Raw genomic sequence first — 26,279 nt, 5'->3', positions numbered from 1 at the left:
CACTTACAAGCCTTGTGCCGTAATATATTTAAGGTGAGGATAAGGACTGCCTGATCTTATGAGGCGCATTCATCCGCGGCTGTTAGCTTTTTTGACAACGTTTAGTGATTAAAACAAAAAACGCACTTGATAATGAATACCTGGTAATTCATTATCAGCGCGGCAAAAAGGTTATAGCGGGTGGATGCGTTATTTTTAAACGATAACCCCACCCATTAATGGGTCGGTGTAGGTGTCTTTACCGGTTTCTACACGGCCGGCATATCGTTTCTCAAAATTACCGTAGCCTTTTACTTTAATGCTGAAATCGTACCAGCCATGGCTTTTATGCAGGTTAAGCAATACCGGCCCGGCAACCTTTAAGTTACCTGCCAATATTACCTGGTGGCTGCCGTTTTTATAGGCGTTATCAATCACCTCAACGCTGTACTGGTGGCTGTTATCGGGTAGGGTCAGTTGTACCTCAATGTTTCCGGTTAGTTTTTTATTTATGGCCTGGTAGGTAACAGCGGTGTTTATAAGCGGGTCTTTAGCATCGCCTTTAAATTCGCGGTAAAAACCGTTGGGGCCGTAGGTGCGCAGGTGATATTGGCTATTTTCAAATTCGGCAAGTGGCCATGCGTCTGTAATGGTATCGCCGGCGGTAAGCGCATAACTCCATGTACGCACATCTTCCATAGTTTGCGGGTTGTTAAACGCGGCGTATTTGCCCGGTGCATACACGTTAAACGGCGCTCCGGCTGTTTGCTTGCCAAATACCCCGTTACCATTATGAAATTTCATCTCGAATGAAGATCTATCTGCACTCAACTTGCCATCGGCATACATTTCGTAAGGCAGGGCGCAGGCGGGTTTAATACCTTTTTCCTGCTGCGGCATATACGGCGAGCTATACGGGTCTTTTTTGATCTGCTCTATCTCTTCAGCGCTTAAATTTTTAAAATTCGACGGGTCTTTTTTGAATTGCGCCTTGTGTATACCCTCCAGCGTTTCATCTTTTTGCAAAAAAGTTGGTACGGTAATTTTTTCGCCGTTGTAGGGGCGAAACACCGATGTAAGGTCGCCGCAAACTGTACGGCGCCAATCGCTGATGTTGGTTTCTTTTATGGGCTTACCGGTTTTTTTAGACAAGAAAGTTTCCAAAAATTGCAGGGTAGAGGTATGGTCGAACACTTCGGAATTTACATACCCGCCGCGGCTCCATGGCGATGCGATAACCATAGGCACCCTAAAGCCCAGGCCAATGGCGTTTTCGCGGTTATACTTGGTAGGGAAGCCTTCGCGGGCCAGTTCCTGCTCAAGCGTTACAAACTCTACACGGGTATCAATACCGTCAGATACCTTACCTGTGCCCGGTTTATGCGAGTGTGGCGCAACAAACGGCGGGATGTGGTCAAAATAGCCATCGTTCTCGTCGTAGGTTAAAATAAAGATGGTTTTTTTCCATACCTCGGGGTTTTTGGTAAGGATGTCTAACACCTCTGATACATACCAGGCACCATACCATGGCGCGCCGGGATGGTCCGAAAAGTTTTCGGGCGCGGTAAGCCACGATACGGTTGGCAAGGCCCCGCTTTCTACATCATCCCTAAACTGATATAAAACATCGCCTTTGGGTATCTGCATTTCGCGCTCTACGCCATTGTCGTTATATTTTAGCGTAGCCAGCGTTCGGTGATGCGGGTCGGCTTTATTGGTATTAAAGGCTTTTAGGTGCAGGCTTTTTTCGCGCTCACTCAACTTGTCAAACGCACCATCGGCTAATAGCTGGGGGTTGTTTTTAATATCGTCCAGTTCGGCCTGTAATTGTTTCAATTGTTTTTTAAGCGGCCTTAATTTGGCATCATCCGTAGGCAAGGCATCTATCTTGGCTTGCGTTGCAGCTATTTGCCCCGGTAAAACGGTTAGCTGTTTTTTGCGGTAGGCCACGTGCTTATCGTGCAGCCTTACATTAAACTGTTTAAAAAACTCCAGGTTGTTATCGGTAAAGTTGGATAGCCAGGCATCCTCTTCGCCCTCGAAACCAACCCCTACCGATAGCTCGTTTTGGTAGCACTTCCACGATATGCCGTTATCCTCTAACCGCTCGGGGAAGGTTGTCCAGTCTAAAGTGCCAAAGTCGGCATCCTCGTTCCAAACATTGGCCTTCGAATTTTCATTTTGATCTTTACGGATGGTGCCGCTCCACAAATAATGGCGGTTTGGCGTAGTGCCGGTTAACGACGAGCAAAAATTTTGGTCGCACACGGTAAAGGCATCTGCCAGCGCATAGTTAAAAGGCAGGTCTTCGCGCTTATGGAAGCCCAGCGTTAAGGGCATATTCTTATAATCGGGGTGGCCCGATCTTTTTTCGTTAAGCCATTGGTCAAATTTGCCATCATTACGGGCATTTACCTGGTTGCTCCAGCTATGCGGTAACGAGTTCATCCAGGTGGCTTTGGTGTTGTTAATATCCAGGTGAAACGGCGCGTAAGTTTCGCCCATGCGGTTTGATTGCAGCCACACCGGGTTTTTATTAGGCAGATCAATAATTCGTGGGTCGTTAAAGCCCCGCACTCCTTTTAACGAGCCAAAGCAATGGTCGAAAGAGCGGTTTTCCTGCATCAGTATCACCACATGCTCGGCATCCATCCAGGTGCTGCCGGGTGCAGGGTTAATAGCCATTGCTTTTTGTATAGATGCAGGCAACATGCCCGATAGCCCTGCCGCGCCGGTTAACAAGGCTGCTTTTTTTAAGAAATCTCTGCGGGTATTTAACATGGGGCTAAAAATATCAAACCGTGTTTAACTTATGGTATATGCAGGGTAAAGGTTATGTTACGCTTTTATAAACTAAGATAGTACAACATGCTCGAATCATCTACATTAGGTATAGCCAGCGTGCCTTTATGCATAAAGCCGCAACGTTCAAGCAATTTGCGCGATCGGGCGTTGGCCAGCATGGTAGTGGCGTATAAACCTGTAATATTATAATTGCTGCGCACATGCGCTATAGCAGCCATGGTGCTCTCGTAAGCGTAGCCCCGCCCTTCAAACTCGGGTAAAAAGGCAAAGCCAAGGTCGGGCCCATCCAGGTAGTCGCGTTTAAACAGACCGCACATGCCAATGGGCTGCATGGTATCTTTTAGCGTAACCAGCCAGCCGCCATAGCCATTTTTAGCGTAACTGGCCAGCGGCGAGTTTATAATATAATCAGTAGCATCCTGCATGGTGTGTATGCCGCGGTCGCCAATAAATTTTTTCCATGCAGGGGTATTCAGTAATTCAAAAATAAAGGCACTATCGCCGGTGTTAAAACGCCTAGTGGCAAGGCTGGCAGATTCAAATAGCGTATCGGTCATGGGTTAAGGGTAATATAGGCAAGCATACTGCAATTAAAGCAAAATATGCCATAAATTAAACGCCCGGCACTATTGTTTTTAGGCCAAACATTTATTTCTTTGTATAACTATTGTTTACTATGAAAAGATATTGCTTAACGCTTGATCTGAAAGATGACGAGGCCTTAATAGCCGAATACGAGGCCTATCACGAGGCGGTATGGCCCGAAATTTTAGAAAGCATTACCAGCGCAGGTATTAGCAGCATGCAAATATACCGCTACAATGTGCGGCTGTTTATGATAATGGAAACCACCGCCGATTTTAGCTTCGAGAAAAAAGGGGCAATGGATGCGGCCAACCCAAAGGTACAGGAATGGGAAACCCTGATGTGGAAATACCAGCAGCCTGTAAAAGGTGCGCTTGCCGGCGAAAAGTGGGTTTTAATGGATAAAATATTTCAACTATAACATGCTGATATGAAAAAGCAACTCATCCTTATTGCACTGTTTGGCGTATTTGCCGTTAGCCGCCTTGCCGCGCAGGGTACCTACACCCCAACTGCCGAAAACCTGGCCCAGCGGCAAAAATTTCAGGATATGAAATTTGGCCTGTTTATTCACTGGGGCATATACAGTATTTTGGGCGATGGTGAATGGGTGATGCACGATAAGCATATTCCTTATAATAGCTATAAGCGCCTGGCCGGATTTTTTAATCCGCAGGAATTTAACGCCAAGGAGTGGGTTGCTTTTGCCAAAAACGCGGGCATGAAATACATTACCATTACATCGCGCCACCACGATGGTTTTAGCATGTTTGCTACCAAAATGTCGCCTTATAATATTGTTGATGCATCGCCTTACCATAAAGACCCATTGATGGAGCTGGCAAAGGAGTGCGAAAAGGAAGGGATAGAGCTGCATTTTTACTATTCGTTATTGGATTGGGGCAGGCCCGATTATGCTTTTGGCAGCCCTATTGTTAACGGCAAGCCTGTAAAAGGAGATTGGGACAGCTATATTAAATTTATGAAAGACCAGCTAACCGAGCTGATAACCAAATACCCCGGTGTAAAAGGGATATGGTTTGATGGTGATTGGGAGCGCGCAGATGTAAACTGGCACTACGATGAAATTTACGGGCTTATACATAAGTTAAACCCTGCCATTATGGTAGGTAATAACCATCATAAAGCGGTTAAGGATGGCGAGGATTTCCAGATGTTTGAAAAGGACCTGCCGGGCAACAATACAACCGGCTTTAGTGCCGAATCGAAAATTGGCGCTTTGCCGCTGGAAACCTGCGAAACCATAAATAACAGCTGGGGCTTTAATATTAACGACAGAAGCTTTAAAACATCAAAACAGATCATCCATTACCTGGTTAACGCGGCAGGCCGCAATGCCAACTTTTTGCTTAACATTGGCCCAATGCCTAATGGTAAAATACAAAGTGAGTTTACCGATACACTGGCTATTGTTGGCGCATGGGTTAAAAAGAATGGCGAAAGCATTTATGGCACACGCGGCAGTGGCATACCGCCGCAACCATGGGGTGTAGTTACGGTAAACAACAAAACCATGTACGCCCACATTACCCAACCGCAAAGCGAGCCGTATATTTTTATACCGCAGTTAAAAGGCAAGGTTGCCAAAGCAGCCCTGTTAAGCGATGGCAGCGCGGTAAAGTATAAACAAGTACCCGAAGGGTTGTTTATCTACACATCGGGCCTGGCACTCGATCCGGATGATACAGTGGTGAAGCTGACGATGAATTAATCAATTAATCGCATGTTGTAATTAACCGTCATTGCGAGGCACGAAGCAATCTCTGCACATGCAAGTGATTAGCAAAGTTTGGAGATTGCTTCGTGCCTCGCAATGACGATATAGAACTCGTGTGCCAGGTTTTATTCCTCCAACACTTCTATCACTTCAAACTGTTCATCGGCACTTGGGCCGTAGCTGCCAGGGATAGGGATATTTAACAGGCGCAGGTATACACCCAATTGCGCCCTATGGTGAATAATTTGTGATAGGGTGATGCGTATCAGATCTTCCTTACTGCATTTTATATAAACCTGGTTGCCATTGCGCATGGTCCATGTTTCGTTCAACAGGCTTTCATTTTCGGGTACCAATTTGCTGCGGCCATCAATTACCGACTGTTCAAATAAAGCTAGTAAAGCCTCTGTATCGCTTACGTTTTTCTGGGCGTAATCGTTGGCTGCAAAATCCAGTTCCTCGGTAGTTAAGGCCAAGGTTATCCAGGTAGGCAGCTCGGCAATGTGGGTAGCCAGTGTTTGTATGTTCATGCTTTTTGGATGCGGCGCCCAATCGTATTTATCATTTGGCACTATCTGTAGCATTTTGCGGGTGGTTTCTGATTCCTCGTTGAGTTGTTTCAGGAAATAATTGATCAATGTCATAACGTTTTCGTGTTTGGTTAATAATCCAAAGTAACCACCGCGTAGTGACAGCCCTATGTCAGCAGAAAAATATAAAAAACAAAAAGGCGGTAAAAAACTTATTTACTATGCATGCATAGTAAATTGACTTATTATGATTAGTTTTACAGCACCAATTAAAACCCATTAAATGGATACTTTATTAACCGATAACCTGCCGACAGCCGGCTATGATTTTTCTGTAAGCGACAACCAAAAAATGGTTGGGCAAATGGCTAAGGATTTTGCCGAAAAGCATATCAGGCCAAATGTAATGCAGTGGGACGAGGAGCAACACTTCCCCTTAGAGTTGTTTAAACAATTAGGGGAGCAAGGCATGATGGGCGTGCTGGTTCCAGAGGAGTATGGCGGGTCGGGTTTTGGCTATGCCGAGTATGTTACTGTTATTGTAGAAATAGCCAAGGTTTGTGGCTCTATCGGGTTATCGGTTGCCGCACACAACTCATTATGCACGGGGCATATATTGGCCTTTGCTAACGAGGAGCAAAAGCAACGCTGGTTACCCAAACTGGCTACTGCCGAGTGGTTAGGTGCATGGGGATTGACCGAAGCTAACACCGGATCTGATGCGATGCGTATGGCAACTACCGCCGTATTAGATGGCGACCATTATATTGTTAACGGATCTAAAAACTGGATAACCCACGGTAAATCGGGCGATTTGGCAGTCGTAATGGTGCGCACCGGCGAAAAGGGCGACTCAAAAGGGATATCGGCCCTGGTAATAGAGCGCGGCACACCGGGTTTTAGCGCCGGTAAAAAAGAGAACAAGCTGGGCATGCGCGCCTCCGAAACTACCGAAATGATTTTCGATAATTGCCGTGTGCCCAAAGCGAACCTGTTAGGTGCCGAAGGCGAAGGTTTTAAACAGGCTATGAAGGTTTTGGATGGCGGGCGAATATCTATCGCTGCGCTGTCATTAGGTATTGCCAAAGGCGCGTTTGAGGCTGCCGTAGCCTATTCAAAAGAGCGGCACCAGTTTGGGCAGCCTATCAGTAATTTTCAGGGTATAGCCTTTAAACTGGCCGATATGGCTACCGAAATAGAAGCTGCCGAACTATTGATAATGCAAGCCGCCGATTTAAAAAACAGGCACCTGCCGGTTACCAAGCAGTCGGCTATGGCTAAGTACTTTGCATCAGAAGTAGCTGTGCGTACCGCAAACGAGGCGGTGCAGATATTTGGCGGTTACGGCTATACTAAGGATTTCCCGGTAGAAAAGTACTACCGCGATGCCAAGCTGTGTACCATCGGCGAGGGCACCTCCGAGATACAGAAGATAGTAATTAGCCGTGAGGTACTGAAATAAATAGCGGGTAAGGTATACGCTTACTGATTAACCTTTACCGGTATTGGCTGTACATAATAGAAGGCACGTGGGTCTACATTTTTGATGTTCACATCCATTGGGCCATCCAATTTGCTTACGTGTACGTTGATGCTGCCGTCGGCATTCACCGGCAGGGTAACATACTTTTTGGTGTCGGCCATAGCGGGGGTAATAGTGCTTTTTACCAGGTTAAGCGTTAGTGCTACGGCAATAATTGTTAGTATTACTTTTGTGTAAATGTCTGTTTTCATTTTTTTATATGGTGTTTTTTTGTTATATTGGTGATTGACCACAGTGGAAAAATAACGAATTTAATGGAATCTGCCACACAGCAGCGACGAAAAAATCTCAAAATAAAACAAGCACTTTCCAGATATTGGCATTCTAATAATATTCGTTATTCGGCAACCATTCATCAGGCCTAAACAGGCAATTATTAGCTAGTAAAACTTTTCTATTGTGAATACCATTCCTGTACTTGATGCCGAATTATATTCTGTATTATTTACAAAAAACGCCATCAAACAAAATTTAGTTTTGCTTAATAGCTAATATCTATATCTTTATAGCTTGCCAAGCCATATATGAAAAAATTTACTCTCGTTATTGTCGTTTGCATTATCTGCAACATGGCAAGTGCACAAACCACACAGCAGGCTATCCGCGATATTATCAATGATAATGGCGTGAGCGGCATACAATTGGTATATACAGCTAAGGGTAAAACACTGGCCATCAACACAGGTGTGGCTAAAGAAGGTACAGCTAAAACAATTTCCAATAGTACCATTTTCAGGGCCGGCTCGCTGGGCAAATCAGTATTTGAATACGCGATTATGCGATTGACAGACAGGGGTTTAATTAATATTGATACACCTTTGCTACATTATATTGGCACCTACAAAAGGTTTGATAGTAAAGACCCCCGCTTTGCCAAAATAACTGCCCGCATGGTGCTAAGCCATACCAGCGGACTGGAGTTTTATGGAGATACCACATCTAAACTGGTAGCAGACCCGGGTAAGGTATTCTCGTACTCCAGCGAGGGTTACCACTTTTTACAGGTGGTGGAAGAGAAGATAACTAATATGCCTTTAGAGGATATGATGCAACAGGAGGTTTTTAAACCACTTGGAATGCGCAACAGCAGCTACATTAAGAGTAGTAAAACAGACCCGGAGGTAATTGGCGAGGATGACCTTGAGCCCAATGCCGCCTTTAGCTTATACACTACTGCTGCCGACTATAATGCTTTCTTACAGGCACTTATCAATCATACAGGATTGGAATTAGCTACTGCACAACAGATGTTTACCAAACAAAGCAATGCGCAGTGGCTGGGGCATGATACTACCGAGGCGGATAAATATATAGACTGGGGCCTGGGTGTTGGCTTGCAGCAAAACGAGCAGGGCAAGGCCATTTGGCATTGGGGATCGGTAATGGTTACGTTTAATAGCTTTTATATCGCATTTCCGGATAAGAAAGAGAGCCTGGTGTATTTTACCAATAGTATAACCGGTTTGCGTGCTGCCAATGAGATAGTTAACCTGCTATTGGGTAAACAAACCACCTGGGCAACCAAATGGTTAAAACTCGGCTATGACGAGCCGGAAACTATGCTGCAGTTACATAAAGCTATCAGAAAACAAGGCTATGCAAACGCCCGCCTGGTGTTTGCTGATCTACAAAAAAGGGGCTTGAAATTTACCCAACGAGATATAGAATACTTTGGAAATACATTGCTAAAACAAGGAAAAACCGCACAAAGCATGGTTGTTTTTAATCAAAATGCCAAGTTATATCCCAAAGATGCTACAGTTTATAACAACCTGGCCAGTGTATACCTTAAGCTGGGTAATAGGCCCTTAGCACTAAAAAACTACCGGATGTCTTATGCTTTAGATACTGCCAATACTAACGTAGCCTACCATATAAAAGCACTGCAAAGCAAGGTGGTAATTTCCAAATCCCAGTTAGCCGCGTTTGCAGGTAAATACAAACTGAATATAATGGAAGGCATTTTTATGGATGTTAAAACAAAATGGCCAGGCCTTACTATAGAAGTGCCGGGCGGTGTGAAAGATGCATTGTTCTACCCTGTATCGGCAACAGAATTTTTAAATGATGAAAACGGCTTTACGCTGAAGTTTAATAAAGATGCTAATGGTAAGGTGGCCAGTATTTTAATACATACCAAAAATACGGTGGATGTGTGGGAAAGGGTGAAGGAGTAGAACACTAATCTTTCTTTGCGCTTGTACACATAGGCGCTGCAAGCGAAGAGTTTCGGGGCTGATTGATTGGCTGCAAAGCCCTATGCCCCTGCATTTAAACATACAAAACCACATAATTTAAGGTCATAACTCTTTCCCTTCCCCTTAAAACAAAACTTTTTTACTCAAGCCCTTGAAAATCAAAAAATAGTGCCTACCTTTGCAGTCCTTAAAATAAGGACAAAACTGTAAATACAAAAAAAGAAAAAGCAAGTAAATGCCTACTATTCAGCAATTAGTTAGAAAAGGTAGAGTAGCTATGGTTGACAAGAGTAAGTCGCCAGCGTTGGACAGCTGTCCACAGCGAAGAGGCGTATGCACACGCGTGTATACCACTACCCCTAAAAAACCAAACTCAGCAATGCGTAAAGTTGCACGTGTGCGCCTTACAAATGGTAAAGAAGTTAACGCCTACATCCCTGGTGAAGGCCACAACTTACAGGAACACTCTATTGTTTTGATCCGTGGTGGTCGTGTTAAAGACTTACCGGGTGTACGTTATCACATCATCCGTGGTGCGTTAGATACATCAGGTGTTGCCGGCCGTAACCAACGCCGTTCTAAATACGGAACCAAGCGCCCTAAACCAGGTCAGGCAGCTGCTGCTCCAACAAAAGGTAAAAAGAAATAATTAAAGGAGGATAGTAACAATGAGAAAATCAAAACCAAAAAAAAGAATCCTTCTTCCTGATCCAAAATTCAATGATATTTTGGTAACCAGGTTTGTAAATAACATGATGTTTGACGGTAAAAAATCTACCGCTTATACTATATTTTATAACGCAATTGATATTGTTGAAAAGAAAACCAGCGAAAACGGATTGGATAGCTGGAAAAAAGCTTTAAACAATGTAATGCCTGCTGTTGAAGTAAAAAGCCGCCGTGTTGGTGGTGCTAACTTCCAGGTACCTACCGAGGTTCGCCCGGAGCGTAAAGTGGCCTTAGGCATGAAATGGTTAATTAGCTATGCACGTCGTCGTGGCGAAAAAACCATGATGGAAAAATTAGCAGGCGAAATTATATCTGCTGCTAAAGGTGAAGGTGCTGCTGTGAAGAAGAAAGAAGATACGCACAAAATGGCTGAGGCTAACAAGGCGTTCTCACACTTCCGTTTCTAAAATAATTGAATGACTGAATTAGTGAATTATTGATTTAGTAACTTAATACTAATCTGTAATTCACTATTTCGCTAATTCACTCAATAAAAAAATAAGAATGTCAAGAGATCTAAAATATACAAGAAACATAGGTATTGCCGCTCACATTGATGCGGGTAAAACCACTACAACAGAGCGTATATTGTATTACTCGGGTGTTAGCCATAAAATTGGCGAGGTACACGAGGGTGCAGCTACAATGGACTGGATGGCGCAGGAGCAGGAACGTGGTATTACCATTACATCTGCTGCTACCACTATCGATTGGAAATACAGAGGTAACAAATACCATATCAACATTATTGATACCCCGGGCCACGTGGATTTTACCGTTGAGGTAAACCGTAGTTTACGTGTACTGGATGGTTTAGTGTTCCTTTTTAGCGCGGTTGATGGTGTTGAGCCACAATCTGAAACTAACTGGCGCCTTGCCAACAACTATAACGTAGCCCGTATAGGCTTTGTTAATAAGATGGACCGTAGCGGTGCCGATTTCTTAAACGTTGTTAAACAGGTTAAAAGCATGTTGGGCAGTAACGCTGTTCCGCTTCAGTTGCCAATTGGCGCCGAAGAGAACTTTAAAGGCGTTATCGACTTAATTAACTGGAGAGGTATTGTTTGGAATGAGCACGATAAAGGTATGACCTTTACTGAAGTGCCTATCCCTGAGGATATGATAGAAGAGGCTACAGAGTGGAGAGAGAAATTGCTTGAATCGGTGGCTGATTATGATGAGACATTGATGGAGAAATTCTTTGATGCTCCGGAGTCTATCACCGAACGCGAGATATTAGATGCATTGCGTAAAGCAGTGTTAGATGCTAAAATAGTTCCTATGGTTTGTGGTTCATCTTTCAAAAACAAAGGTGTACAAACCATGCTTGATTACGTGATGGAGTTATTGCCTTCGCCGTTAGATGTTGACGGTATTGTTGGTACTAACCCTGAAACTGGTGCCGAAATTGTTCGTCAACCATCAGAAAAAGAACCATTTGCAGCATTAGCGTTTAAAATTGCAACTGATCCTTTCGTAGGTCGCTTGTGCTTTATCCGCGTGTACTCGGGTAACTTAGAGGCTGGTTCGTATGTGCATAACATGCGTTCAGACAATAAAGAGCGTATCTCTCGTATATTCCAAATGCACGCTAACAAGCAAAACCCTATACCTAACGTAGGTGCAGGTGATATTGCTGCGGTAGTAGGCTTTAAGGATATTAAAACTGGCGATACCCTTTGCGACGAAAAGCACCCTATCGTTTTAGAGTCGATGAACTTCCCTGAACCGGTTATCGGTTTGGCTATTGAGCCAAAAACTCAGGCTGATGTTGATAAATTAGGTATGGCTTTAGGTAAATTATCTGAAGAAGATCCAACCTTCCGTGTAAATTCTGACGAAGAGACGGGCCAAACTGTAATTAGCGGTATGGGCGAGCTTCACTTAGATATCATCATGGACCGCCTTAAACGCGAGTTTAAAGTTGAGGTTAACCAGGGTGCACCACAGGTTGCTTACAAAGAGTCGATCACAGGTACAATACAACACCGCGAAACATACAAGAAACAAACCGGTGGCCGTGGTAAATTTGCTGATATACAAGTTGTATTATCACCAAACGATGAAGGTAAAGAAGGTTTACAGTTTGTGAATGAAATTAGCGGTGGTTCTATCCCTCGTGAGTTTATTCCATCTGTTGAAAAAGGCTTTGCTGCATCAATGGTAAATGGTGTATTGGCAGGTTACCCGTTAACCAGCTTAAAAGTACGCCTGATAGATGGTTCGTTCCACGCTGTCGATTCGGATGCTTTATCATTTGAGTTAGCTGCTAAAATGGCTTACCGCGAAGCATTGCCAAAATGTAAACCGGTATTGCTTGAGCCGATCATGAAAATTGAGATATTAACCCCTGAAGAAAACATGGGTGATGTTATCGGTGACATGAACCGTCGTCGTGGCCAGTTATTGGGTATGGACAGCCGGGCAGGTGCGCAAGTAATTAAAGCTACTGTACCACTTTCAGAAATGTTTGGTTATGTAACCCAGTTACGTACCATTACATCTGGCCGTGCTACTTCAACCATGGAGTTTGATCACTATGCTGAAGCACCACGTAACGTACAGGAAGAAGTAGTTGCTAAGGCGCGTGGCAAAAAAGCTGCTGCAAACGCATAAATATTTTTGATTACACCGATTGATTTGTGATTTCACAGATTACCGGTGTAATCAAATAATAGATAATTAACCGGCTTGTTATAATAAATAGCTCTTATAACCAGTCAAATTAAAATCGGTGAAATCATCAATAAATCGGTGAGATCCCACAAAACAAACAACATGAGCCAAAGAATTAGGATCAAATTAAAATCGTACGATTACAACCTGGTTGATAAATCAGCAGAAAAGATCGTAAAAACAGTTAAGCCTACGGGCGCTGTAGTTAGCGGACCACTTCCGTTACCAACCGAAAAGAAAATTTTCACTGTTTTACGTTCACCACACGTTAACAAAAAAGCACGTGAGCAATTCCAATTATGCTCTTACAAGCGTTTATTGGATATCTACAGTTCAAACTCAAAAACTGTAGATGCTTTAATGAAGCTTGAATTGCCAAGCGGTGTTGAAGTAGAGATCAAAGTGTGATAGTACCGGAAGACCTATAATAAAAGCCATTCTTGAAAAAGAATGGCTTTTTGTTTGATGGCTAATTTTTATTTGTGATATTATAAGTAGTTTTAATAATTATAAATATTATATGAAATCAGTTGGACTATTAGATCATGTGGATTTAACATATGGGAAGGTCGGTTATCAAGAGCGGAAAATCATTGAGGTTCTTGCGGAGGTCTTTTTAATTACGTTCGTTAAAGTTTCACTATTTAAATCCGAGAGCTATTGCTACGCTTTTTTAAAGCCATCACCCGAACTTAAAGAAAAGTATCGATTACAAAATGAAATTTTAGTCATAATAAATCGGCATAATGATTTTGACGCGCGATCATTTGACTATGTTGATAAACTTCTATTTGAATTTCAAAATCGTTTGGATAAACTTTGTGTATTATTTGTAAGTCAAGATAGGAAAGTAAAAGAAAAAATTAAAAATCATACCCAACAGAATCCTGAAAGTCGAATAATTATACCATTTTCTTATTACGACTTCATTGCAAATGGATCGTCTGAATTGATAAATATTAGGCTAAAAGAGTTTTTCTACGGAAGGGATTTATTCTCTTTTGAATCAGCATTACAAAATGATACATATTTTTATGGGAGAACTGAAACTGTCCAGTTCTTTTATGATAAGTACAAATCAGGAGAAAATTGTGGGTTATTTGGACTGAGAAAAATTGGAAAAACCTCTGTCCTATTTGCTTTAGGGCGTTATTTAATATTACGAAATGAAATCCCCGTTTTTATCGATTGTCAAGAGCCGGCGTTTCATAAGCGTAGATGGTTCGAATGCTTGCAGTTTATAATACAGACTTTAGTTGAAAGTGTACAGGCTATTTTGGATAGGAATATAGATTTTAAATTGAATGAAAACTATACAGAAAAGGATGCATCAATATACTTTCAAGACGATTTACTCAAAGTCTACAAGGTAATTCAAAATAAAAGAATACTTATAATTTTTGATGAAATTGAAAACATCACATTTGAAATTTCACCAACTGAGCATTGGCGATCTGGGGAGGAATTTATTTATTTCTGGCAATCAATCAGAGCTGTATTTCAAAAGCATCCATATTTATTTTCATATTTGATAGCGGGAGTAAACCCTAAAGCAATTGAGACGCCAACAGTTAATTCCTTTGACAATCCTATATACAGGATGATAACCCCAACATATCTGAAGTTTTTTGAAAACAAAAACGTTAAAGACATGGTAAGTGCTATTGGTAATTACATGGGGCTTGATTTTGAAGAGGAGATATATACCTATCTAACGGAAGATTTTGGGGGCCATCCATTTTTAATTCGACAAGTTTGTTCGAAAATCCATCAAGAAGTTACTAATAATCGGCCTACTAAAGTTTCAAAATATTTTTATCAAGAAAAAAAGGAACAATTTAATTTGCACTTAAATGATTACATAGAGTTAATCATAGAGGTTTTGAGAAGATGGTATCCAAAGGAATACAATTTGATTGAATTGCTTGCGATTGACGATTATGAGAATTTTGAAAAGCAGGTTTTTCAAAACGAGAAAATAACCGAACATCTTTTGGGGTATAATATAATTGAGAAATCTGATTCCAAATTCTATATAAGAATTATAGCGGTTAAAAATTATATCATACAAAATACGAAAGTCACAAAATCACTTGATAAGATTGAAGATAAATGGAAATTGATAACTGAAAAACGGAATAAGCTTGAGTTAGAATTGAGAAAGTTGGTTAAAATGACTTTAAAGCTAAATCATGGCCCAATTCGTGGTAAAGATGAATTTTTGAAGATAATTGGCACAACTGAAAAGCGAAAAGACACACTTAATTCCATGTCAATAGATGATTTGTTTTCTGGCCATGCGGAATTGTACTTTGATGATTTAAGAAGATATATAGAAAAAAATTGGGTTGAATTCGAAAAGGTATTTAGTGACAAACAACTCTTCGGAATATACATGCCGATAGTAAATAAATATAGAATAGATGCGCACGCCAAGGATATAGATGATCAAACATTAAATATTCTGATTTTAGCATTGGAATGGATAAAATCTAAAGTAGATACGTTTTTAGCATAACGTTTAATTTGTTTATGGCAACCTATATAGTAAGCCCCACCGAAGAGCAAGAAAAAGCCCTTAACGCTTTTTTGAAAGCATTAGAAGTAGCCTTTGTAAAGGATGATCAAGAAGAATTGCCTCCACACGTAATAGCGGGTATAAAAAAAGGTGAGGAAGACTATGAGGCTGGCCGCTACACTTCGTTCGATGAGTTCAAAAAGAAATTTTCAACTGAATAGCTAATCAAAAATATATGGTAAGCCATCAGCTGATTAACTGGTGGCTTTTTTATTTGAAAAAATCCGACTCAATATTTCAAATCCTCACTTACCAATGTCACTTCAAATACTTGGTCACCTTTTTGAGCAGTCAGTATAGTTTGGGCTTTAAACGTGCCTGATGGAACAGATGTAGCAGTAAAAGATATTGGCCCGTCGCCGCTAAATTTTGCATTTGTAAGCGGCAGGTTGTTATCCATTAATAAGCCGTCGCCAACGGTACGTATAGATATTTTATCTGCATTGGTAGACCCGGCAAATCTTAAGTTTACAAAACCTCCACCCATCGAATTACGGGTTAAGTACCACTCATTTTTGGTAATGTATACTTCTATACCTTTATTATTAGTGTACTTGGTGCCCGCATGGTCAACACTGTCTTTTTTACAGGCAGTAAATAATACCAGGATAGAAAAAATAAGCAGGTGGGTAGCTTTGATTGTTTTCATTGGATATGATAATGGGATTTTTTTTAATTATTACGGATACTTTTAGGAGAACGCTACAGTAACAAACAATTAAATTATATAATCCGGGTCGTTGCTTAAAAAGTTGAGCCAAACGCCTTCCAGTTCGTCGACCAGTTGCTGCCTTATAGATATGCCGGAGGCCTGCGGTGTCCAATTTTGGGCAGCCAGATCGCCTGTCTTCAAAATATCAAAAGTTAGTATGGGCTGTTTATCGGGGTTTAGCAAAACATCAAAGGCAATGTTTATGCGGTGGTGCTGCCGACCATTGCGTTGGGCTATATAAGGTGTGGATGCAATATTGCCTGAAGCAAATATGCCTTTAGGCTCCGCTCCAAGTCGTACAAAGTAAGCCCTATCGCCGGGTTGTATAGTTTTATGACTGGCAACACTCCAGTTATCTACCAGTTCGCCACCTTGCTTAATCTTATTGATGTCATCGTCAATGTCCTCCCATTTAAATTTAATAGGATTCCAACCGAAAAGGTAAGCTTTTGTCATGTACTATCCCTTACCCATCAATTCATCAACTTTATTACGTTCGGTTTGTAGTTCGCGGGCAAGTTTCTTTTCTTTTTCGTTAGCTTTTGCTTTATACGCTTTATGCTCTTCTTCCAGTTCGTTATAAAGCTTTATGCGGTAATGCGCTTCGCGGCTATAACTGCCCGAACGGGTTATAACAATACCTGCTATAGCGCCAAAGCCAATAACCAGGCCCCACATAACAAGGTTATACGTTGATTTTGATAATGGAATACCTACCAGGCTTATTTCATCCGCTTTTTGTTGCGAGTTGTTTAGTATTTGCTCTTTACTGTTAACTGTAGATTTTAAGGTATCAATAGTTTTGGTTTGTGCAGCCAGCGTAACCTGCGCTTCTTTTAATTTACGGCGTGTGGTACTTAATGTATCCATGTAATTTTTATACAATGCAGCTACCAGTGGCCTTTGATAATTATAAACCTTACTTTGCAGGTAAGCATATTGGCCATAAAGGCTTGAAGGTGGCGCGGCAGGCGGCTGTACAGAAGTTGATAAAGGTACCTGAACAGTGCCACCTGCAGGTGTTTGCGTTGCAGGTGTAGTTGCTTTTTTGTAAAGATTGTACTTAGGCTTTACTGGTGTAATTGGTGTTACAGTTGGTTTAACAGCAGGTGGTTTTGCAGCGCCCGCTCTTTTAATACTATCCTGCGCATAAACAGTGGTTATACTGCCAGATAATATTAAAACAAAAATATAAAGTTTACTAAGCTTCATCACAAGATATATTAGGTTGTTGTACGGATCGGTATTTAATTAAACGTTATAAATTAACTTAAAGTTGTGTTTATTTATTGATTAACAATTTACAAAGTGAACAATGTTTTAAATATATGCCATATTTTATTTTTATCGGTAACATTGTTAAATTAAGTGTACAACAAAGTGGCTACACAAAGTGCGTGTAATGGTCAAAAACATATATTAGGCTTTTTATTTAAATTATGCAGATAGGTTTTATAGGATTAGGCGATATGGGCCGGTTATATGCCAAAGCTTTCGCAAGCGCAGGCTATACAGTATGTGGCTGCGATTTGCCGGCTAACCGAAGCAGGCTGGAGGCCGAGTTTGATCCGCTTGGTATTAAGCTGATGGATGATGGTAAGGATGTATCGCGTGTAAGCGACCTGATCATTTACTCAGTAGAGGCAGATAAGTTAGAGCAGGTGGTTGCACAGTGCGGTCCGGCAACCAAGTATGGCGCAATTGTAGCCGGCCAAACATCTGTTAAACACCCCGAGATAGCTGTGTTCGAAAAATACCTGCCCGCCGATGCGCAGATCATTACCTTCCACGCCATGCATGGGCCGGGCTTTCAACCTAAGGGGCAAAAGCTGATACTGATACCCCACCGTCATAACGGGGATTCCTACAAGCGGATGCTCGATCTTTTTACCGCCGTAGAAACCGATATCGTAGAGATAGCCGACTACCACGAACACGATAAAATTGTAGCCGACACACAAGCCGTAACTCATGTTGGATTTGAAAGTATGGGCACCGCGTGGAAATCGGCAGGGTTTTTCCCTTGGGAAAACGCATCTTATATAGGTGGTATTGATAACGTGAAGATTTTAACCACGCTACGTATATTTAGCTATAAGGCCCACGTATACGCCGGCCTGGCCATATTAAACCCTTATGCGCGCCTACAGGTAAAGCAGTATGCCAATTCCGAATCGGAGTTGTTTAAGTTGATGATAAAAGAGGAGGCCGACGCTTTCAGAGAGCGTCTATATCGCGCCCGCGATTTTGTGTTCCACGAAAGCCGCAAGCCTATTATGCTAAATGATAGCGTGATGCGGGAATTTTCGCTATCGCAGCAAGCGCACCAACAAAAGCCAAACTCGCATCTGAGTATATTAAGTATGGTTGATGCCTGGTACCACTTAGGCGTAAACCCATATGATAACCTGATATGCCAAACGCCGCCCTTTCGCTTAAGATTAGGCATTGCCGAGTACTTGTTTAAAAACGATGACCTGTTACAAGAATCGATAGAAACAGCGCTGTACGATAAAACTATACGCGGCGACGACCTGGAGTTTCACTCGGCAGTAAGAGAATGGTCGGCCATTATAGGCTACGGCGATATGGAGGGCTACAAAAAGCATTTTAACGAGGTACAGGCCTTTTTTAAAGGCCGACTGGAAGAAGGTAACAAGCAAAGCGCCGAGTTGATTAGGCGGCTCATGGAGGGGTAGGTTTATATAACTACGATCCAATGAATTGCCGGCTTATTCATACAAAGCCGATTATAATTTAATTTTAGGCTTGATATGCAATAAAAACTCAGGAATAATATGCCAATGTTCTTCAAAACCAATGTGCTTGAATTATAAATCAATCTTATAAATCTTTGGTATTATCTTAAAAGTTTATAGCCAAAATTGTATAAAACCAATCCTCCGTCAACTACACTTTCCCAACTTTTATCGTTCGGTAAATAAATATTAAAAAATAAGTTGCTAAGTATTTGACAATTAATCTAAAATTTCTATCTTTGCCGTCCCTTTCGGGGGGAATAATATGCCTTGAACGAAGCCCTACTGCTTCGATGGGCACAAATAAAATAAAGAAAATGTCAGGAATAATTGGTAAAAAAGTAGGAATGACCAGCATTTTCGATGAAACAGGGAAAAACATTCCTTGTACAGTAATCGAAGCTGGCCCTTGCGTAGTAACTCAGATCAGGTCTGTTGATACAGACGGTTACGCTGCTGTTCAGTTAGCGTATGGCGAGAAGAAAGAGAAAAACACCTCTGGTCCGTTAAAAGGCCATTTCCAAAAAGCCGGTACAACTCCAAAACGTAAATTAGTTGAATTTAAATCCTTCGAGGACGAAAAAAACTTAGGTGACACTGTTACTGTAGATATTTTCGCAGCCGGAGATTACGTTGATGTAGTTGGTACTTCAAAAGGTAAAGGTTTTCAGGGTGTTGTTAAACGTCACGGTTTTGGTGGTGTGGGTATGCAAACTCACGGTCAGCACAATCGTTTACGTGCTCCGGGTTCATTAGGTGCGTCGTCATGGCCATCTCGTGTATTTAAAGGAATGCGTATGGCGGGGCAAACAGGTAACGTTCGTGTTAAAGTACAAAACCTTGAGGTTGTTAAAGTATTTAGCGAGCAAAACCTTATCGTAGTTAAGGGTTCCATACCAGGAGCTAAGGGATCATTCGTAATAGTGGATAAATAACATGGAAGTTAACGTATTAAACGTATCAGGTAAAGAAACAGGTGCCAAGGTGCAGCTTCCTGAGTCCGTATTCGGTGTAGAGCCAAATGATCATGCAATTTACTTAGATGTAAAGCAGTTCTTAGCAAACCAGCGCCAGGGTACGCACAAATCAAAACAACGTAACGAAATTGCAGGTAGTACCCGCAAATTACATAAACAAAAAGGTACAGGCGGCGCCCGTGCAGGTAGCATCAAATCGCCATTATTTAATGGTGGTGGCCGTGTGTTTGGCCCGCAGCCGCGCGATTACAGCTTTAAGTTAAATAAAAAACTTAAATCATTGGCCCGCGTATCAGCCTTATCATACAAAGCACAGGATAACAATATCTTGGTTTTAGAGGATTTCAATTTTGATGCCATCAAAACCAAAACTTATATCCAAATGGAAGCTGCTCTTAATGTTACCGATGTAAAAACATTAGTAGTGTTAGCAGGAGTTGAAAATAACAATGTGTATTTATCAAGCAGGAACCTGAAAAAAACAAAAGTTATTTCGGTTGAGCAGCTAAACACTTATGATGTGTTAAACGCTGGTAAACTAATTTTAACTACAGGCGCTGTTAAAACTTTGGAGGAAGCATTAGCTAAGTAATTATGGAAATTTTAAAGAAACCCTTACTTACTGAAAAGATAACTCAATTAACCGAGAAGCTAAATCGTTATGCTTTTAAAGTTGATCACAGAGCCAACAAAATTCAGATAAAAGGCGCTATTGAGGCTATGTATGGTGTTAATGTTACAGCCATTAACACAATGAAATATGTAGGCAAGCTTAAAACACGCAACACAAAAGCGGGTGCAGTATCAGGCCGTGCCGCTACGTATAAAAAAGCCATCGTTAGTTTAAAGGATGGTGAAGTAATAGATTTTTACAGCAATATATAATATACAGACATGGCAGTAAAAAGATTTAGACCGGTTACACCGGGTACTCGCTTCAGGATTGATGTATCTAACTCAGATATTACAACAAACGTTCCTGAAAAATCGTTGGTTGTATCAGCTAACACAAGATCTGGTGGTCGTAACCACAGCGGTAAAATGACTATGCGCTACCTGGGTGGTGGCCATAAGCAAGCATACAGGTTAATTGATTTTAAACGTAATAAATTTGACATCCCTGCAAAAGTTGCAACTATTGAGTACGATCCAAACAGATCGGCACGTATAGCCCTGTTACATTTTGTTGATGGTGAAAAACGATATATGATAGCTCCGGAAGGCTTAACAGTTGGGACGGTAGTTGTATCTGGCGAGAATGTTGCACCAGAGGTTGGTAATACCATGCCTTTAAAAAACATCCCGTTAGGTTCTATCATTCACAATATAGAGTTAAACCCTGGCCAGGGCGGTATTATTGCCCGTAGCGCCGGTACTTACGCTCAGTTATCAGCACGCGATGGTAAATATGCCATCATCAAATTGCCTTCAGGCGAAACACGTATGATACTGTCAACTTGTTTGGCAACTATTGGTACCGTTTCAAACGGAGAAAAAGCAAATGCAGTGTTGGGTAAAGCCGGCCGCAATCGCTGGTTAGGTCGCCGTCCGCGCGTTCGTGGTGTAGCCATGAACCCGGTAGATCACCCTATGGGTGGTGGTGAGGGTAGAGCCTCAGGTGGTCATCCACGTTCACGTAAAGGTTTATTAGCTAAAGGCTACAAAACCCGTGATAAGAAAAAAGGATCAGATCGTTACATCATTGAAAGAAGGAAGAAATAATAATGGCACGTTCAATTAAAAAAGGACCTTACATAGATCATAACCTGGAAAGAAAAGTTCTGACCTTGAATGATTCAAGTAAAAAATCAGTTGTAAAAACATGGTCGCGCCGTAGCATGATCTCTCCTGATTTCGTTGGTCATACATTCGCAGTACACAACGGTAACAAGTTTATCCCTGTGTATGTAACAGAAAACATGGTTGGTCACAAGTTGGGAGAATTTGCTCCAACCCGCACATTCCGCGGTCACGCAGAAAAGAAAAAATAACAGGCAATGGAAGCAACAACAAAAATTAAAAAGTCTGTATTAATCAGGCAACAAAAAGAAGCGGCTAAACTCGTTGTGGGTGGCTCTTCGGTTGCTAAGTTACAGAACTGCCCAACCTCTCCGCGCAAAATGCGCTTAGTGGTTGACCTGATACGTGGTGAGAACGTTGAAAAAGCGTTGTACATCTTAAAATTTACAAATAAAGAAGCTGCAATACGTGTAGAGAAGCTTTTGTTATCAGCCATTAAAAACTGGGAAGCAAAAAACGAAGGAAAACGTGTTGAAGAAAGCGGCCTGTTTGTAAAAGAAGTTTCAGTAGGTGGCGGTCGTCAGTTAAAAAGGTTACGCCCGGCTCCGCAAGGAAGGGGTTTCCGTATACGCAAACGCTCTAACCATGTAACACTGATAGTGGATAGTAAAAACGATAACAACTAATTTGAAATGGGACAAAAAGCACATCCAATAGGTAACAGGTTAGGGATCATCCGCGGTTGGGATTCTAATTGGTTCGGTGGAAATAACTACTCCGACAAATTAGTTGAAGACGAAAAGATCCGCAAATACTTATCAGCCCGTATTAACAAAGGCGGTGTATCTAAAGTAGTAATTGAACGTACTTTAAAACGCATCACCGTAACTATACACACTGCCCGTCCGGGTATTGTTATAGGTAAAGGCGGCGCCGAGGTTGATAAGATCAAGGAAGAGTTAAAAAAATTAACAAAAAAAGATGTTCAGATCAACATCTTCGAGATAAAACGCCCTGAGCTTGATGCCCAGTTAGTTGCCGAAGGTATTGCTAAACAACTTGAAGCACGTATCTCTTTCCGTCGTGCCATGAAAACTACAATTGCTTCTACCATGAGAATGGGCGCCGAAGGAATTAAAGTGATGACATCAGGCCGTTTAGGTGGCGCTGAGATGGCACGTACAGAACAATATAAAGAAGGAAGAATTCCTTTGCACACTTTCCGTGCCGATATTGACTATGCTTTGGCAGAAGCCTTAACCACTTATGGTAAAATAGGTGTTAAAGTATGGATTTGTAAAGGTGAGGTTTACGGCAAACGCGATCTGTCTCCAAACATTGGTGGCACAAGCAGCGCAAGCGGTAAAGGTGGCCGTCCAGAAGGTTCAGCCGGTTTCGGTGGCCGTGATGGTGCAAGAGGTGGCGAACGTGGCGGCGAACGCCGTGGCGATCGTAAACCAGGCCAAGGCGGTGATCGCAGAGGCGGACAAGGTGGCCCTGGTGGCAACCGTCCGGGTGGGCAGGGTAACCGCCCAGGTGGCCAGGGTGGCGGCAATCGTCCAGGTGGTGCAGGAAGAAGATAATATTAATAATAAGTAGAAAAGACATATCCGTGAGGATATAAAAGCTTAATAAAATGCTACAGCCAAAAAGAACGAAGTTCAGAAAGATGCAAAAAGGCAGAATGAAGGGGTTAGCCACACGTGGCGCCGAGCTTTCATTCGGATCTTTCGGTATAAAATCACTCGAAGCAGCCTGGATTACCAGCCGCCAGATCGAGGCTGCACGTATTGCTGTAACACGTTTCATGAAACGTGAAGGCCAGGTGTGGATCAGGATATTCCCTGATAAGCCTGTAACCAAAAAACCTGCAGAGGTACGTATGGGTAAAGGTAAAGGTGCACCAGAGTACTGGGTTGCAGTTGTACGCCCCGGCAGAATGATATTTGAAGCAGAAGGTGTGCCTTTGGAAGTTGCAAAAGAGGCTTTACGCCTTGCAGCACAAAAGTTACCTGTGCAAACACGATTTGTAACACGTAGGGATTACGTAGAGGCATAAATAAAAAAAGTTAGCGGTTTTGAGTTTGCAGTTATCAGTTTGATAAGTGAGCTTGGGACTAAAAACTCAAAATAACTAAATAGAAAAATGAAGAACTCAGAAATTATAGAGCTATCAACTGAAGAGTTGGCAACAAGGCTCAGCGAGGAAAAAGCTACGTTAACAAAACTGAAATTTGCTCATGCGGTTTCGGCTATTGAAAACCCTACCCGTATTACAAAAGTACGTAAGGACGTTGCTCGTTTAAATACTGAAATAACAAAGCGCAAAGCGGCGTCAGCTTCGAATTAATTTTAAGCGTCGGAAAAAATGGAAAGAAATTTAAGAAAAACACGTACCGGCCTGGTAGTTAGCAATAAGATGGAAAAATCTATTGTAGTAGCTGTAGAGCGGAAGGTGAAACACCCCATCTATGGTAAGTTTGTGAAAAAAACTACCAAATTTATGGCTCATGACGAAGCAAACACTTGTGGTGTTGGCGATACCGTATTGATTATGGAAACCCGCCCGTTGAGCAAAAACAAAAACTGGAGATTAGTTCAAATTTTAGAGAGGGCTAAATAACATGGTACAACAGGAATCAAGATTAAATGTAGCTGATAACAGCGGTGCTAAAGAAGTTTTAGTAATACGCGTATTAGGTGGTACCGGTAAAAGGTATGCTTCAATTGGCGATAAGATAGTTGTGACCGTAAAAAGCGCTTTGCCATCAGGTAACGTTAAAAAAGGTACTGTATCTAAAGCGGTAGTGGTTAGAACCAAGAAAGAGATTAGAAGGAAAGATGGTTCATATATCCGTTTTGACGATAACGCAGCGGTTTTGTTAAATAACCAGGATGAGCCAAGGGGCACACGTATTTTTGGCCCTGTTGCCAGAGAATTGCGTGAAAAACAATTTATGAAAATTGTATCATTAGCACCGGAGGTATTGTAATATGGAAAACAAGAAAAATATTAAACCAGCTAAATTAAAGATCCGTAAGGGTGATTTAGTAAAGGTGATAGCCGGCGACTCTAAAGGTTCTGAAGGCAAAATAGTTGAAATTATCATTGATAAAAATAGGGCAGTTGTTGAAGGTGTCAACATGATATCAAAACACACTAAGCCTAATGCAGCCAACCCTAACGGCGGTATTGTAAAGCAGGAAGCTGCTATACACATATCTAACCTGGCACTGGTTGAACCTAAAACAGGAAAAACAACCCGTGTTGGCCGTAAATTAAACGATGCCGGCAAATTGGTTAGAGTTTCAAAAAAATCAGGGGAGGAAATTAAGTAATGACTTACGTACCAAGATTAAAATCAAAATATAAGGACGAGATTCGCACTGCGTTGAAAGACAAGTTTCAATACAAAAGCGTAATGCAGGTTCCTAAATTGCAAAAAATTGCCATTAACCAAGGTGTTGGCGGTGCTACTACCGATAAAAAACTTATCGAGAACACCATCACCGAATTAACAACTATCACTGGTCAGCAAGCAGTTTCTTCAAAATCAAAAAAGGATATCTCGAACTTCAAATTGCGTAAAAATATGCCGATTGGTGTACGTGTTACCTTGCGCGATAATACAATGTATGAGTTTTTAGACCGTTTAATTGCTGTTGCCCTGCCACGTATACGTGATTTTAAAGGCATCAACGATAAAGGTTTTGACGGACGCGGAAACTATACATTAGGTATAACAGAGCAAATCATATTCCCTGAGATTAATATCGACAAGATCAATAAAATTCAGGGTATGGATATTACCTTTGTAACCTCGGCAACTAACGATGTTGAAGCATTGGAGTTACTGAAACAATTTGGATTACCTTTTAAAAATCAAACTCCAACTAACAATGGCTAAAGAAGGCGTAAAGGCTCGTGAAGTAAAACGTGCCAAATTAGTAGCAAAATATGCTGAAAAAAGAGCAGCGTTAAAAGCAGCTGGCGATTTTGTAGGTTTAGATAAATTACCTAAAGCATCATCACCGGTAAAATTGCACAACCGTTGTAAATTAACCGGCCGCCCGCGTGGATACATGCGTCAGTTTGGTATATCACGTGTTACATTCCGTGATATGGCATTGGCTGGTAAAATACCGGGTGTTAAAAAAGCAAGCTGGTAAGCTTGAGCTTATAGCTCAAAAACAAATACTTTTAACGGCAAGCATGGGCTTTTCAGCTTTATGCTTTTCGCTTTAAGCAATAAAAAAAGAATTAACCGGTAGAAGGTCGCCCCGGACGTTACGGGAAGGAAACCACTATCATAATCAATAAAAATGAATACAGATCCAATCGCAGATTATCTTACAAGAGTAAGGAATGCTATTAAAGCCAACCATAGGGTTGTTGAAATTCCTGCATCAAATCTGAAAAAGGAAATCACAAAAGTGCTTTTCGAAAAAGGTTACATTGCTAATTACAAGTTTGAGGAAAACGGACCGCAAGGCAGCATCAAAGTTGCTTTAAAGTACCACCCAATAACTAAAATCCCTGCTATACGCAGCATTTCACGTATTAGTAAACCAGGTTTGAGGAAATACGCAGGTATGGACACCATGCCGCGTGTATTAAATGGTTTAGGTATCGCCATCCTGTCAACTTCTAAAGGTGTTATGACCGATAAAGAAGCTCGTCAGCAAAATGTTGGTGGTGAAGTTTTATGCTACGTTTATTAATAGGAGGA

General features: G+C 41.7%; 33 protein-coding genes. 26 read left to right on the top strand and 7 right to left on the bottom strand.

Features of this window, described 5'->3' with window-relative positions; genetic code table 11:
- Positions 1 to 195: 195 nt before the first annotated feature.
- Both FFF34_017685 and FFF34_017680 read right to left on the bottom strand, forming a co-directional pair.
- Complete coding sequence (locus FFF34_017685; GenBank protein TSD63423.1) at positions 196 to 2,760, bottom strand: phospholipase C, phosphocholine-specific; 2,565 nt, start codon at positions 2,758 to 2,760, stop codon at positions 196 to 198.
- A 65-nt stretch (positions 2,761 to 2,825) separates the two neighbouring features.
- The gene (locus FFF34_017680; protein TSD63422.1) at positions 2,826 to 3,341 is read right to left on the bottom strand and encodes a GNAT family N-acetyltransferase; all 516 of its coding nucleotides are present in this window, start codon (positions 3,339 to 3,341) and stop codon (positions 2,826 to 2,828) included.
- 119 nt (positions 3,342 to 3,460) lie between these two features.
- On the opposite strand from FFF34_017680, the gene FFF34_017675 reads away from it, so the two are divergent.
- Both FFF34_017675 and FFF34_017670 read left to right on the top strand, forming a co-directional pair.
- Positions 3,461 to 3,790, top strand: a complete 330-nt coding sequence (locus FFF34_017675; protein ID TSD63421.1) for an L-rhamnose mutarotase — start codon at positions 3,461 to 3,463, stop codon at positions 3,788 to 3,790.
- A 9-nt stretch (positions 3,791 to 3,799) separates the two neighbouring features.
- Positions 3,800 to 5,101 carry an alpha-L-fucosidase gene (locus FFF34_017670; GenBank protein TSD63420.1) on the top strand — a complete coding sequence of 434 codons (1,302 nt, stop codon included), beginning with the start codon at positions 3,800 to 3,802 and terminating at the stop codon, positions 5,099 to 5,101.
- A 131-nt stretch (positions 5,102 to 5,232) separates the two neighbouring features.
- On the opposite strand, the gene FFF34_017665 is transcribed toward FFF34_017670, so the two are convergent.
- Positions 5,233 to 5,751 carry a DinB family protein gene (locus tag FFF34_017665; GenBank protein ID TSD63419.1) on the bottom strand — a complete coding sequence of 173 codons (519 nt, stop codon included), beginning with the start codon at positions 5,749 to 5,751 and terminating at the stop codon, positions 5,233 to 5,235.
- 169 nt (positions 5,752 to 5,920) lie between these two features.
- Between FFF34_017665 and FFF34_017660 the strand changes: the two genes are divergently transcribed.
- A complete protein-coding gene (locus FFF34_017660) occupies positions 5,921 to 7,099 on the top strand; it encodes an acyl-CoA dehydrogenase (protein TSD63418.1) in 1,179 nt (392 codons plus the stop codon).
- A 20-nt stretch (positions 7,100 to 7,119) separates the two neighbouring features.
- Here FFF34_017660 and FFF34_017655 read toward each other — a convergent pair whose 3' ends face one another.
- Positions 7,120 to 7,371: a hypothetical protein gene (locus tag FFF34_017655; protein TSD63417.1), complete on the bottom strand. Its 252-nt coding sequence runs from the start codon at positions 7,369 to 7,371 to the stop codon at positions 7,120 to 7,122.
- A 333-nt stretch (positions 7,372 to 7,704) separates the two neighbouring features.
- Between FFF34_017655 and FFF34_017650 the strand changes: the two genes are divergently transcribed.
- The 7 genes from FFF34_017650 (at position 7,705) to FFF34_017620 (ending at position 15,522) form a co-directional block, all read left to right on the top strand.
- On the top strand, positions 7,705 to 9,357 hold the full coding sequence (locus FFF34_017650) for a serine hydrolase (GenBank protein ID TSD63416.1): 1,653 nt from the start codon (positions 7,705 to 7,707) through the stop codon (positions 9,355 to 9,357).
- Positions 9,358 to 9,613: 256 nt separating this feature from the next.
- A complete protein-coding gene (locus tag FFF34_017645) occupies positions 9,614 to 10,027 on the top strand; it encodes a 30S ribosomal protein S12 (protein ID TSD63415.1) in 414 nt (137 codons plus the stop codon).
- Positions 10,028 to 10,046: 19 nt separating this feature from the next.
- Positions 10,047 to 10,514: a 30S ribosomal protein S7 gene (rpsG, locus tag FFF34_017640; GenBank protein ID TSD63414.1), complete on the top strand. Its 468-nt coding sequence runs from the start codon at positions 10,047 to 10,049 to the stop codon at positions 10,512 to 10,514.
- Between the two features lie 97 nt (positions 10,515 to 10,611).
- Positions 10,612 to 12,723, top strand: a complete 2,112-nt coding sequence (gene fusA / locus FFF34_017635; protein TSD63413.1) for an elongation factor G — start codon at positions 10,612 to 10,614, stop codon at positions 12,721 to 12,723.
- A 162-nt stretch (positions 12,724 to 12,885) separates the two neighbouring features.
- Positions 12,886 to 13,191, top strand: a complete 306-nt coding sequence (rpsJ, locus tag FFF34_017630; protein ID TSD63412.1) for a 30S ribosomal protein S10 — start codon at positions 12,886 to 12,888, stop codon at positions 13,189 to 13,191.
- Positions 13,192 to 13,303: 112 nt separating this feature from the next.
- Complete coding sequence (locus tag FFF34_017625) at positions 13,304 to 15,301, top strand: ATP-binding protein (GenBank protein TSD63411.1); 1,998 nt, start codon at positions 13,304 to 13,306, stop codon at positions 15,299 to 15,301.
- A gap of 14 nt (positions 15,302 to 15,315) precedes the next feature.
- Positions 15,316 to 15,522 (top strand): hypothetical protein, encoded by a 207-nt coding sequence (locus tag FFF34_017620; protein ID TSD63410.1) that lies wholly within the window; start codon positions 15,316 to 15,318, stop codon positions 15,520 to 15,522.
- A gap of 68 nt (positions 15,523 to 15,590) precedes the next feature.
- Here FFF34_017620 and FFF34_017615 read toward each other — a convergent pair whose 3' ends face one another.
- From FFF34_017615 to FFF34_017605, 3 genes are all read right to left on the bottom strand, one after another.
- Complete coding sequence (locus FFF34_017615) at positions 15,591 to 16,010, bottom strand: hypothetical protein (GenBank protein ID TSD63409.1); 420 nt, start codon at positions 16,008 to 16,010, stop codon at positions 15,591 to 15,593.
- A 69-nt stretch (positions 16,011 to 16,079) separates the two neighbouring features.
- A complete protein-coding gene (locus FFF34_017610) occupies positions 16,080 to 16,529 on the bottom strand; it encodes a hypothetical protein (protein ID TSD63408.1) in 450 nt (149 codons plus the stop codon).
- A 3-nt stretch (positions 16,530 to 16,532) separates the two neighbouring features.
- Positions 16,533 to 17,285 (bottom strand): hypothetical protein, encoded by a 753-nt coding sequence (locus tag FFF34_017605; GenBank protein ID TSD63407.1) that lies wholly within the window; start codon positions 17,283 to 17,285, stop codon positions 16,533 to 16,535.
- A gap of 227 nt (positions 17,286 to 17,512) precedes the next feature.
- Between FFF34_017605 and FFF34_017600 the strand changes: the two genes are divergently transcribed.
- From FFF34_017600 to rpsH, 16 genes are all read left to right on the top strand, one after another.
- On the top strand, positions 17,513 to 18,772 hold the full coding sequence (locus tag FFF34_017600; protein TSD63406.1) for a prephenate dehydrogenase: 1,260 nt from the start codon (positions 17,513 to 17,515) through the stop codon (positions 18,770 to 18,772).
- Positions 18,773 to 19,149: 377 nt separating this feature from the next.
- Positions 19,150 to 19,767: a 50S ribosomal protein L3 gene (locus tag FFF34_017595; GenBank protein ID TSD63529.1), complete on the top strand. Its 618-nt coding sequence runs from the start codon at positions 19,150 to 19,152 to the stop codon at positions 19,765 to 19,767.
- Position 19,768: 1 nt separating this feature from the next.
- On the top strand, positions 19,769 to 20,401 hold the full coding sequence (rplD, locus tag FFF34_017590) for a 50S ribosomal protein L4 (GenBank protein TSD63405.1): 633 nt from the start codon (positions 19,769 to 19,771) through the stop codon (positions 20,399 to 20,401).
- A gap of 2 nt (positions 20,402 to 20,403) precedes the next feature.
- Positions 20,404 to 20,694 carry a 50S ribosomal protein L23 gene (locus FFF34_017585; protein TSD63404.1) on the top strand — a complete coding sequence of 97 codons (291 nt, stop codon included), beginning with the start codon at positions 20,404 to 20,406 and terminating at the stop codon, positions 20,692 to 20,694.
- A 9-nt stretch (positions 20,695 to 20,703) separates the two neighbouring features.
- Positions 20,704 to 21,531 (top strand): 50S ribosomal protein L2, encoded by an 828-nt coding sequence (rplB, locus tag FFF34_017580; GenBank protein ID TSD63403.1) that lies wholly within the window; start codon positions 20,704 to 20,706, stop codon positions 21,529 to 21,531.
- 2 nt (positions 21,532 to 21,533) lie between these two features.
- On the top strand, positions 21,534 to 21,800 hold the full coding sequence (gene rpsS / locus FFF34_017575) for a 30S ribosomal protein S19 (GenBank protein ID TSD63402.1): 267 nt from the start codon (positions 21,534 to 21,536) through the stop codon (positions 21,798 to 21,800).
- Between the two features lie 42 nt (positions 21,801 to 21,842).
- On the top strand, positions 21,843 to 22,235 hold the full coding sequence (locus FFF34_017570; GenBank protein ID TSD63528.1) for a 50S ribosomal protein L22: 393 nt from the start codon (positions 21,843 to 21,845) through the stop codon (positions 22,233 to 22,235).
- Between the two features lie 6 nt (positions 22,236 to 22,241).
- On the top strand, positions 22,242 to 23,132 hold the full coding sequence (gene rpsC, locus FFF34_017565; GenBank protein ID TSD63401.1) for a 30S ribosomal protein S3: 891 nt from the start codon (positions 22,242 to 22,244) through the stop codon (positions 23,130 to 23,132).
- Between the two features lie 53 nt (positions 23,133 to 23,185).
- Positions 23,186 to 23,608, top strand: a complete 423-nt coding sequence (gene rplP / locus FFF34_017560) for a 50S ribosomal protein L16 (protein TSD63400.1) — start codon at positions 23,186 to 23,188, stop codon at positions 23,606 to 23,608.
- 87 nt (positions 23,609 to 23,695) lie between these two features.
- Positions 23,696 to 23,899 carry a 50S ribosomal protein L29 gene (locus tag FFF34_017555; protein ID TSD63399.1) on the top strand — a complete coding sequence of 68 codons (204 nt, stop codon included), beginning with the start codon at positions 23,696 to 23,698 and terminating at the stop codon, positions 23,897 to 23,899.
- Between the two features lie 18 nt (positions 23,900 to 23,917).
- Positions 23,918 to 24,172, top strand: a complete 255-nt coding sequence (rpsQ, locus tag FFF34_017550; GenBank protein ID TSD63398.1) for a 30S ribosomal protein S17 — start codon at positions 23,918 to 23,920, stop codon at positions 24,170 to 24,172.
- A gap of 1 nt (position 24,173) precedes the next feature.
- Positions 24,174 to 24,542, top strand: coding sequence for a 50S ribosomal protein L14 (rplN, locus tag FFF34_017545; protein TSD63397.1), 369 nt, complete (start codon positions 24,174 to 24,176; stop codon positions 24,540 to 24,542).
- 1 nt (position 24,543) lies between these two features.
- Positions 24,544 to 24,888: a 50S ribosomal protein L24 gene (locus tag FFF34_017540; GenBank protein TSD63396.1), complete on the top strand. Its 345-nt coding sequence runs from the start codon at positions 24,544 to 24,546 to the stop codon at positions 24,886 to 24,888.
- Positions 24,888 to 25,457, top strand: coding sequence for a 50S ribosomal protein L5 (rplE, locus tag FFF34_017535; protein ID TSD63395.1), 570 nt, complete (start codon positions 24,888 to 24,890; stop codon positions 25,455 to 25,457). Before FFF34_017540 ends, rplE begins: the two co-directional genes overlap by 1 nt.
- Complete coding sequence (gene rpsN, locus FFF34_017530; protein ID TSD63527.1) at positions 25,450 to 25,719, top strand: 30S ribosomal protein S14; 270 nt, start codon at positions 25,450 to 25,452, stop codon at positions 25,717 to 25,719. The genes rplE and rpsN overlap by 8 nt, the downstream gene beginning before the upstream one ends.
- Positions 25,720 to 25,872: 153 nt before the next feature.
- The gene (gene rpsH / locus FFF34_017525; protein TSD63394.1) at positions 25,873 to 26,271 is read left to right on the top strand and encodes a 30S ribosomal protein S8; all 399 of its coding nucleotides are present in this window, start codon (positions 25,873 to 25,875) and stop codon (positions 26,269 to 26,271) included.
- Positions 26,272 to 26,279: the final 8 nt, after the last annotated feature.

This window comes from Inquilinus sp. KBS0705, assembly GCA_005938025.2.
Lineage (GTDB): Bacteria > Bacteroidota > Bacteroidia > Sphingobacteriales > Sphingobacteriaceae > Mucilaginibacter.
Note: the sequence above shows the minus strand (reverse complement) of the source record. Positions and strands in the feature narration are given on the sequence as shown.

Excerpts from the sequence above, each read along its gene's own strand:
- rplE (TSD63395.1), top strand. The coding sequence starts at position 24,888 with ATGACTTACGTACCAAGATTAAAATCAAAATATAAGGACGAGATTCGC.
- FFF34_017665 (TSD63419.1), bottom strand. The coding sequence starts at position 5,751 with ATGACATTGATCAATTATTTCCTGAAACAACTCAACGAGGAATCAGAA.
- rplB (TSD63403.1), top strand. The coding sequence starts at position 20,704 with ATGGCAGTAAAAAGATTTAGACCGGTTACACCGGGTACTCGCTTCAGG.
- FFF34_017600 (TSD63406.1), top strand. The coding sequence starts at position 17,513 with ATGCAGATAGGTTTTATAGGATTAGGCGATATGGGCCGGTTATATGCC.
- FFF34_017645 (TSD63415.1), top strand. The coding sequence starts at position 9,614 with ATGCCTACTATTCAGCAATTAGTTAGAAAAGGTAGAGTAGCTATGGTT.
- fusA (TSD63413.1), top strand. The coding sequence starts at position 10,612 with ATGTCAAGAGATCTAAAATATACAAGAAACATAGGTATTGCCGCTCAC.
- rpsS (TSD63402.1), top strand. The coding sequence starts at position 21,534 with ATGGCACGTTCAATTAAAAAAGGACCTTACATAGATCATAACCTGGAA.
- FFF34_017675 (TSD63421.1), top strand. The coding sequence starts at position 3,461 with ATGAAAAGATATTGCTTAACGCTTGATCTGAAAGATGACGAGGCCTTA.
- FFF34_017615 (TSD63409.1), bottom strand. The coding sequence starts at position 16,010 with ATGAAAACAATCAAAGCTACCCACCTGCTTATTTTTTCTATCCTGGTA.
- rpsG (TSD63414.1), top strand. The coding sequence starts at position 10,047 with ATGAGAAAATCAAAACCAAAAAAAAGAATCCTTCTTCCTGATCCAAAA.
- FFF34_017625 (TSD63411.1), top strand. The coding sequence starts at position 13,304 with ATGAAATCAGTTGGACTATTAGATCATGTGGATTTAACATATGGGAAG.
- rpsQ (TSD63398.1), top strand. The coding sequence starts at position 23,918 with ATGGAAAGAAATTTAAGAAAAACACGTACCGGCCTGGTAGTTAGCAAT.
- FFF34_017585 (TSD63404.1), top strand. The coding sequence starts at position 20,404 with ATGGAAATTTTAAAGAAACCCTTACTTACTGAAAAGATAACTCAATTA.
- FFF34_017610 (TSD63408.1), bottom strand. The coding sequence starts at position 16,529 with ATGACAAAAGCTTACCTTTTCGGTTGGAATCCTATTAAATTTAAATGG.
- rpsJ (TSD63412.1), top strand. The coding sequence starts at position 12,886 with ATGAGCCAAAGAATTAGGATCAAATTAAAATCGTACGATTACAACCTG.
- FFF34_017540 (TSD63396.1), top strand. The coding sequence starts at position 24,544 with ATGGAAAACAAGAAAAATATTAAACCAGCTAAATTAAAGATCCGTAAG.
- FFF34_017555 (TSD63399.1), top strand. The coding sequence starts at position 23,696 with ATGAAGAACTCAGAAATTATAGAGCTATCAACTGAAGAGTTGGCAACA.
- FFF34_017655 (TSD63417.1), bottom strand. The coding sequence starts at position 7,371 with ATGAAAACAGACATTTACACAAAAGTAATACTAACAATTATTGCCGTA.
- rpsC (TSD63401.1), top strand. The coding sequence starts at position 22,242 with ATGGGACAAAAAGCACATCCAATAGGTAACAGGTTAGGGATCATCCGC.
- rpsN (TSD63527.1), top strand. The coding sequence starts at position 25,450 with ATGGCTAAAGAAGGCGTAAAGGCTCGTGAAGTAAAACGTGCCAAATTA.
- rplP (TSD63400.1), top strand. The coding sequence starts at position 23,186 with ATGCTACAGCCAAAAAGAACGAAGTTCAGAAAGATGCAAAAAGGCAGA.
- FFF34_017670 (TSD63420.1), top strand. The coding sequence starts at position 3,800 with ATGAAAAAGCAACTCATCCTTATTGCACTGTTTGGCGTATTTGCCGTT.
- FFF34_017650 (TSD63416.1), top strand. The coding sequence starts at position 7,705 with ATGAAAAAATTTACTCTCGTTATTGTCGTTTGCATTATCTGCAACATG.
- rpsH (TSD63394.1), top strand. The coding sequence starts at position 25,873 with ATGAATACAGATCCAATCGCAGATTATCTTACAAGAGTAAGGAATGCT.
- FFF34_017620 (TSD63410.1), top strand. The coding sequence starts at position 15,316 with ATGGCAACCTATATAGTAAGCCCCACCGAAGAGCAAGAAAAAGCCCTT.
- FFF34_017605 (TSD63407.1), bottom strand. The coding sequence starts at position 17,285 with ATGAAGCTTAGTAAACTTTATATTTTTGTTTTAATATTATCTGGCAGT.
- FFF34_017685 (TSD63423.1), bottom strand. The coding sequence starts at position 2,760 with ATGTTAAATACCCGCAGAGATTTCTTAAAAAAAGCAGCCTTGTTAACC.
- FFF34_017680 (TSD63422.1), bottom strand. The coding sequence starts at position 3,341 with ATGACCGATACGCTATTTGAATCTGCCAGCCTTGCCACTAGGCGTTTT.
- rplN (TSD63397.1), top strand. The coding sequence starts at position 24,174 with ATGGTACAACAGGAATCAAGATTAAATGTAGCTGATAACAGCGGTGCT.
- FFF34_017660 (TSD63418.1), top strand. The coding sequence starts at position 5,921 with ATGGATACTTTATTAACCGATAACCTGCCGACAGCCGGCTATGATTTT.
- FFF34_017595 (TSD63529.1), top strand. The coding sequence starts at position 19,150 with ATGTCAGGAATAATTGGTAAAAAAGTAGGAATGACCAGCATTTTCGAT.
- rplD (TSD63405.1), top strand. The coding sequence starts at position 19,769 with ATGGAAGTTAACGTATTAAACGTATCAGGTAAAGAAACAGGTGCCAAG.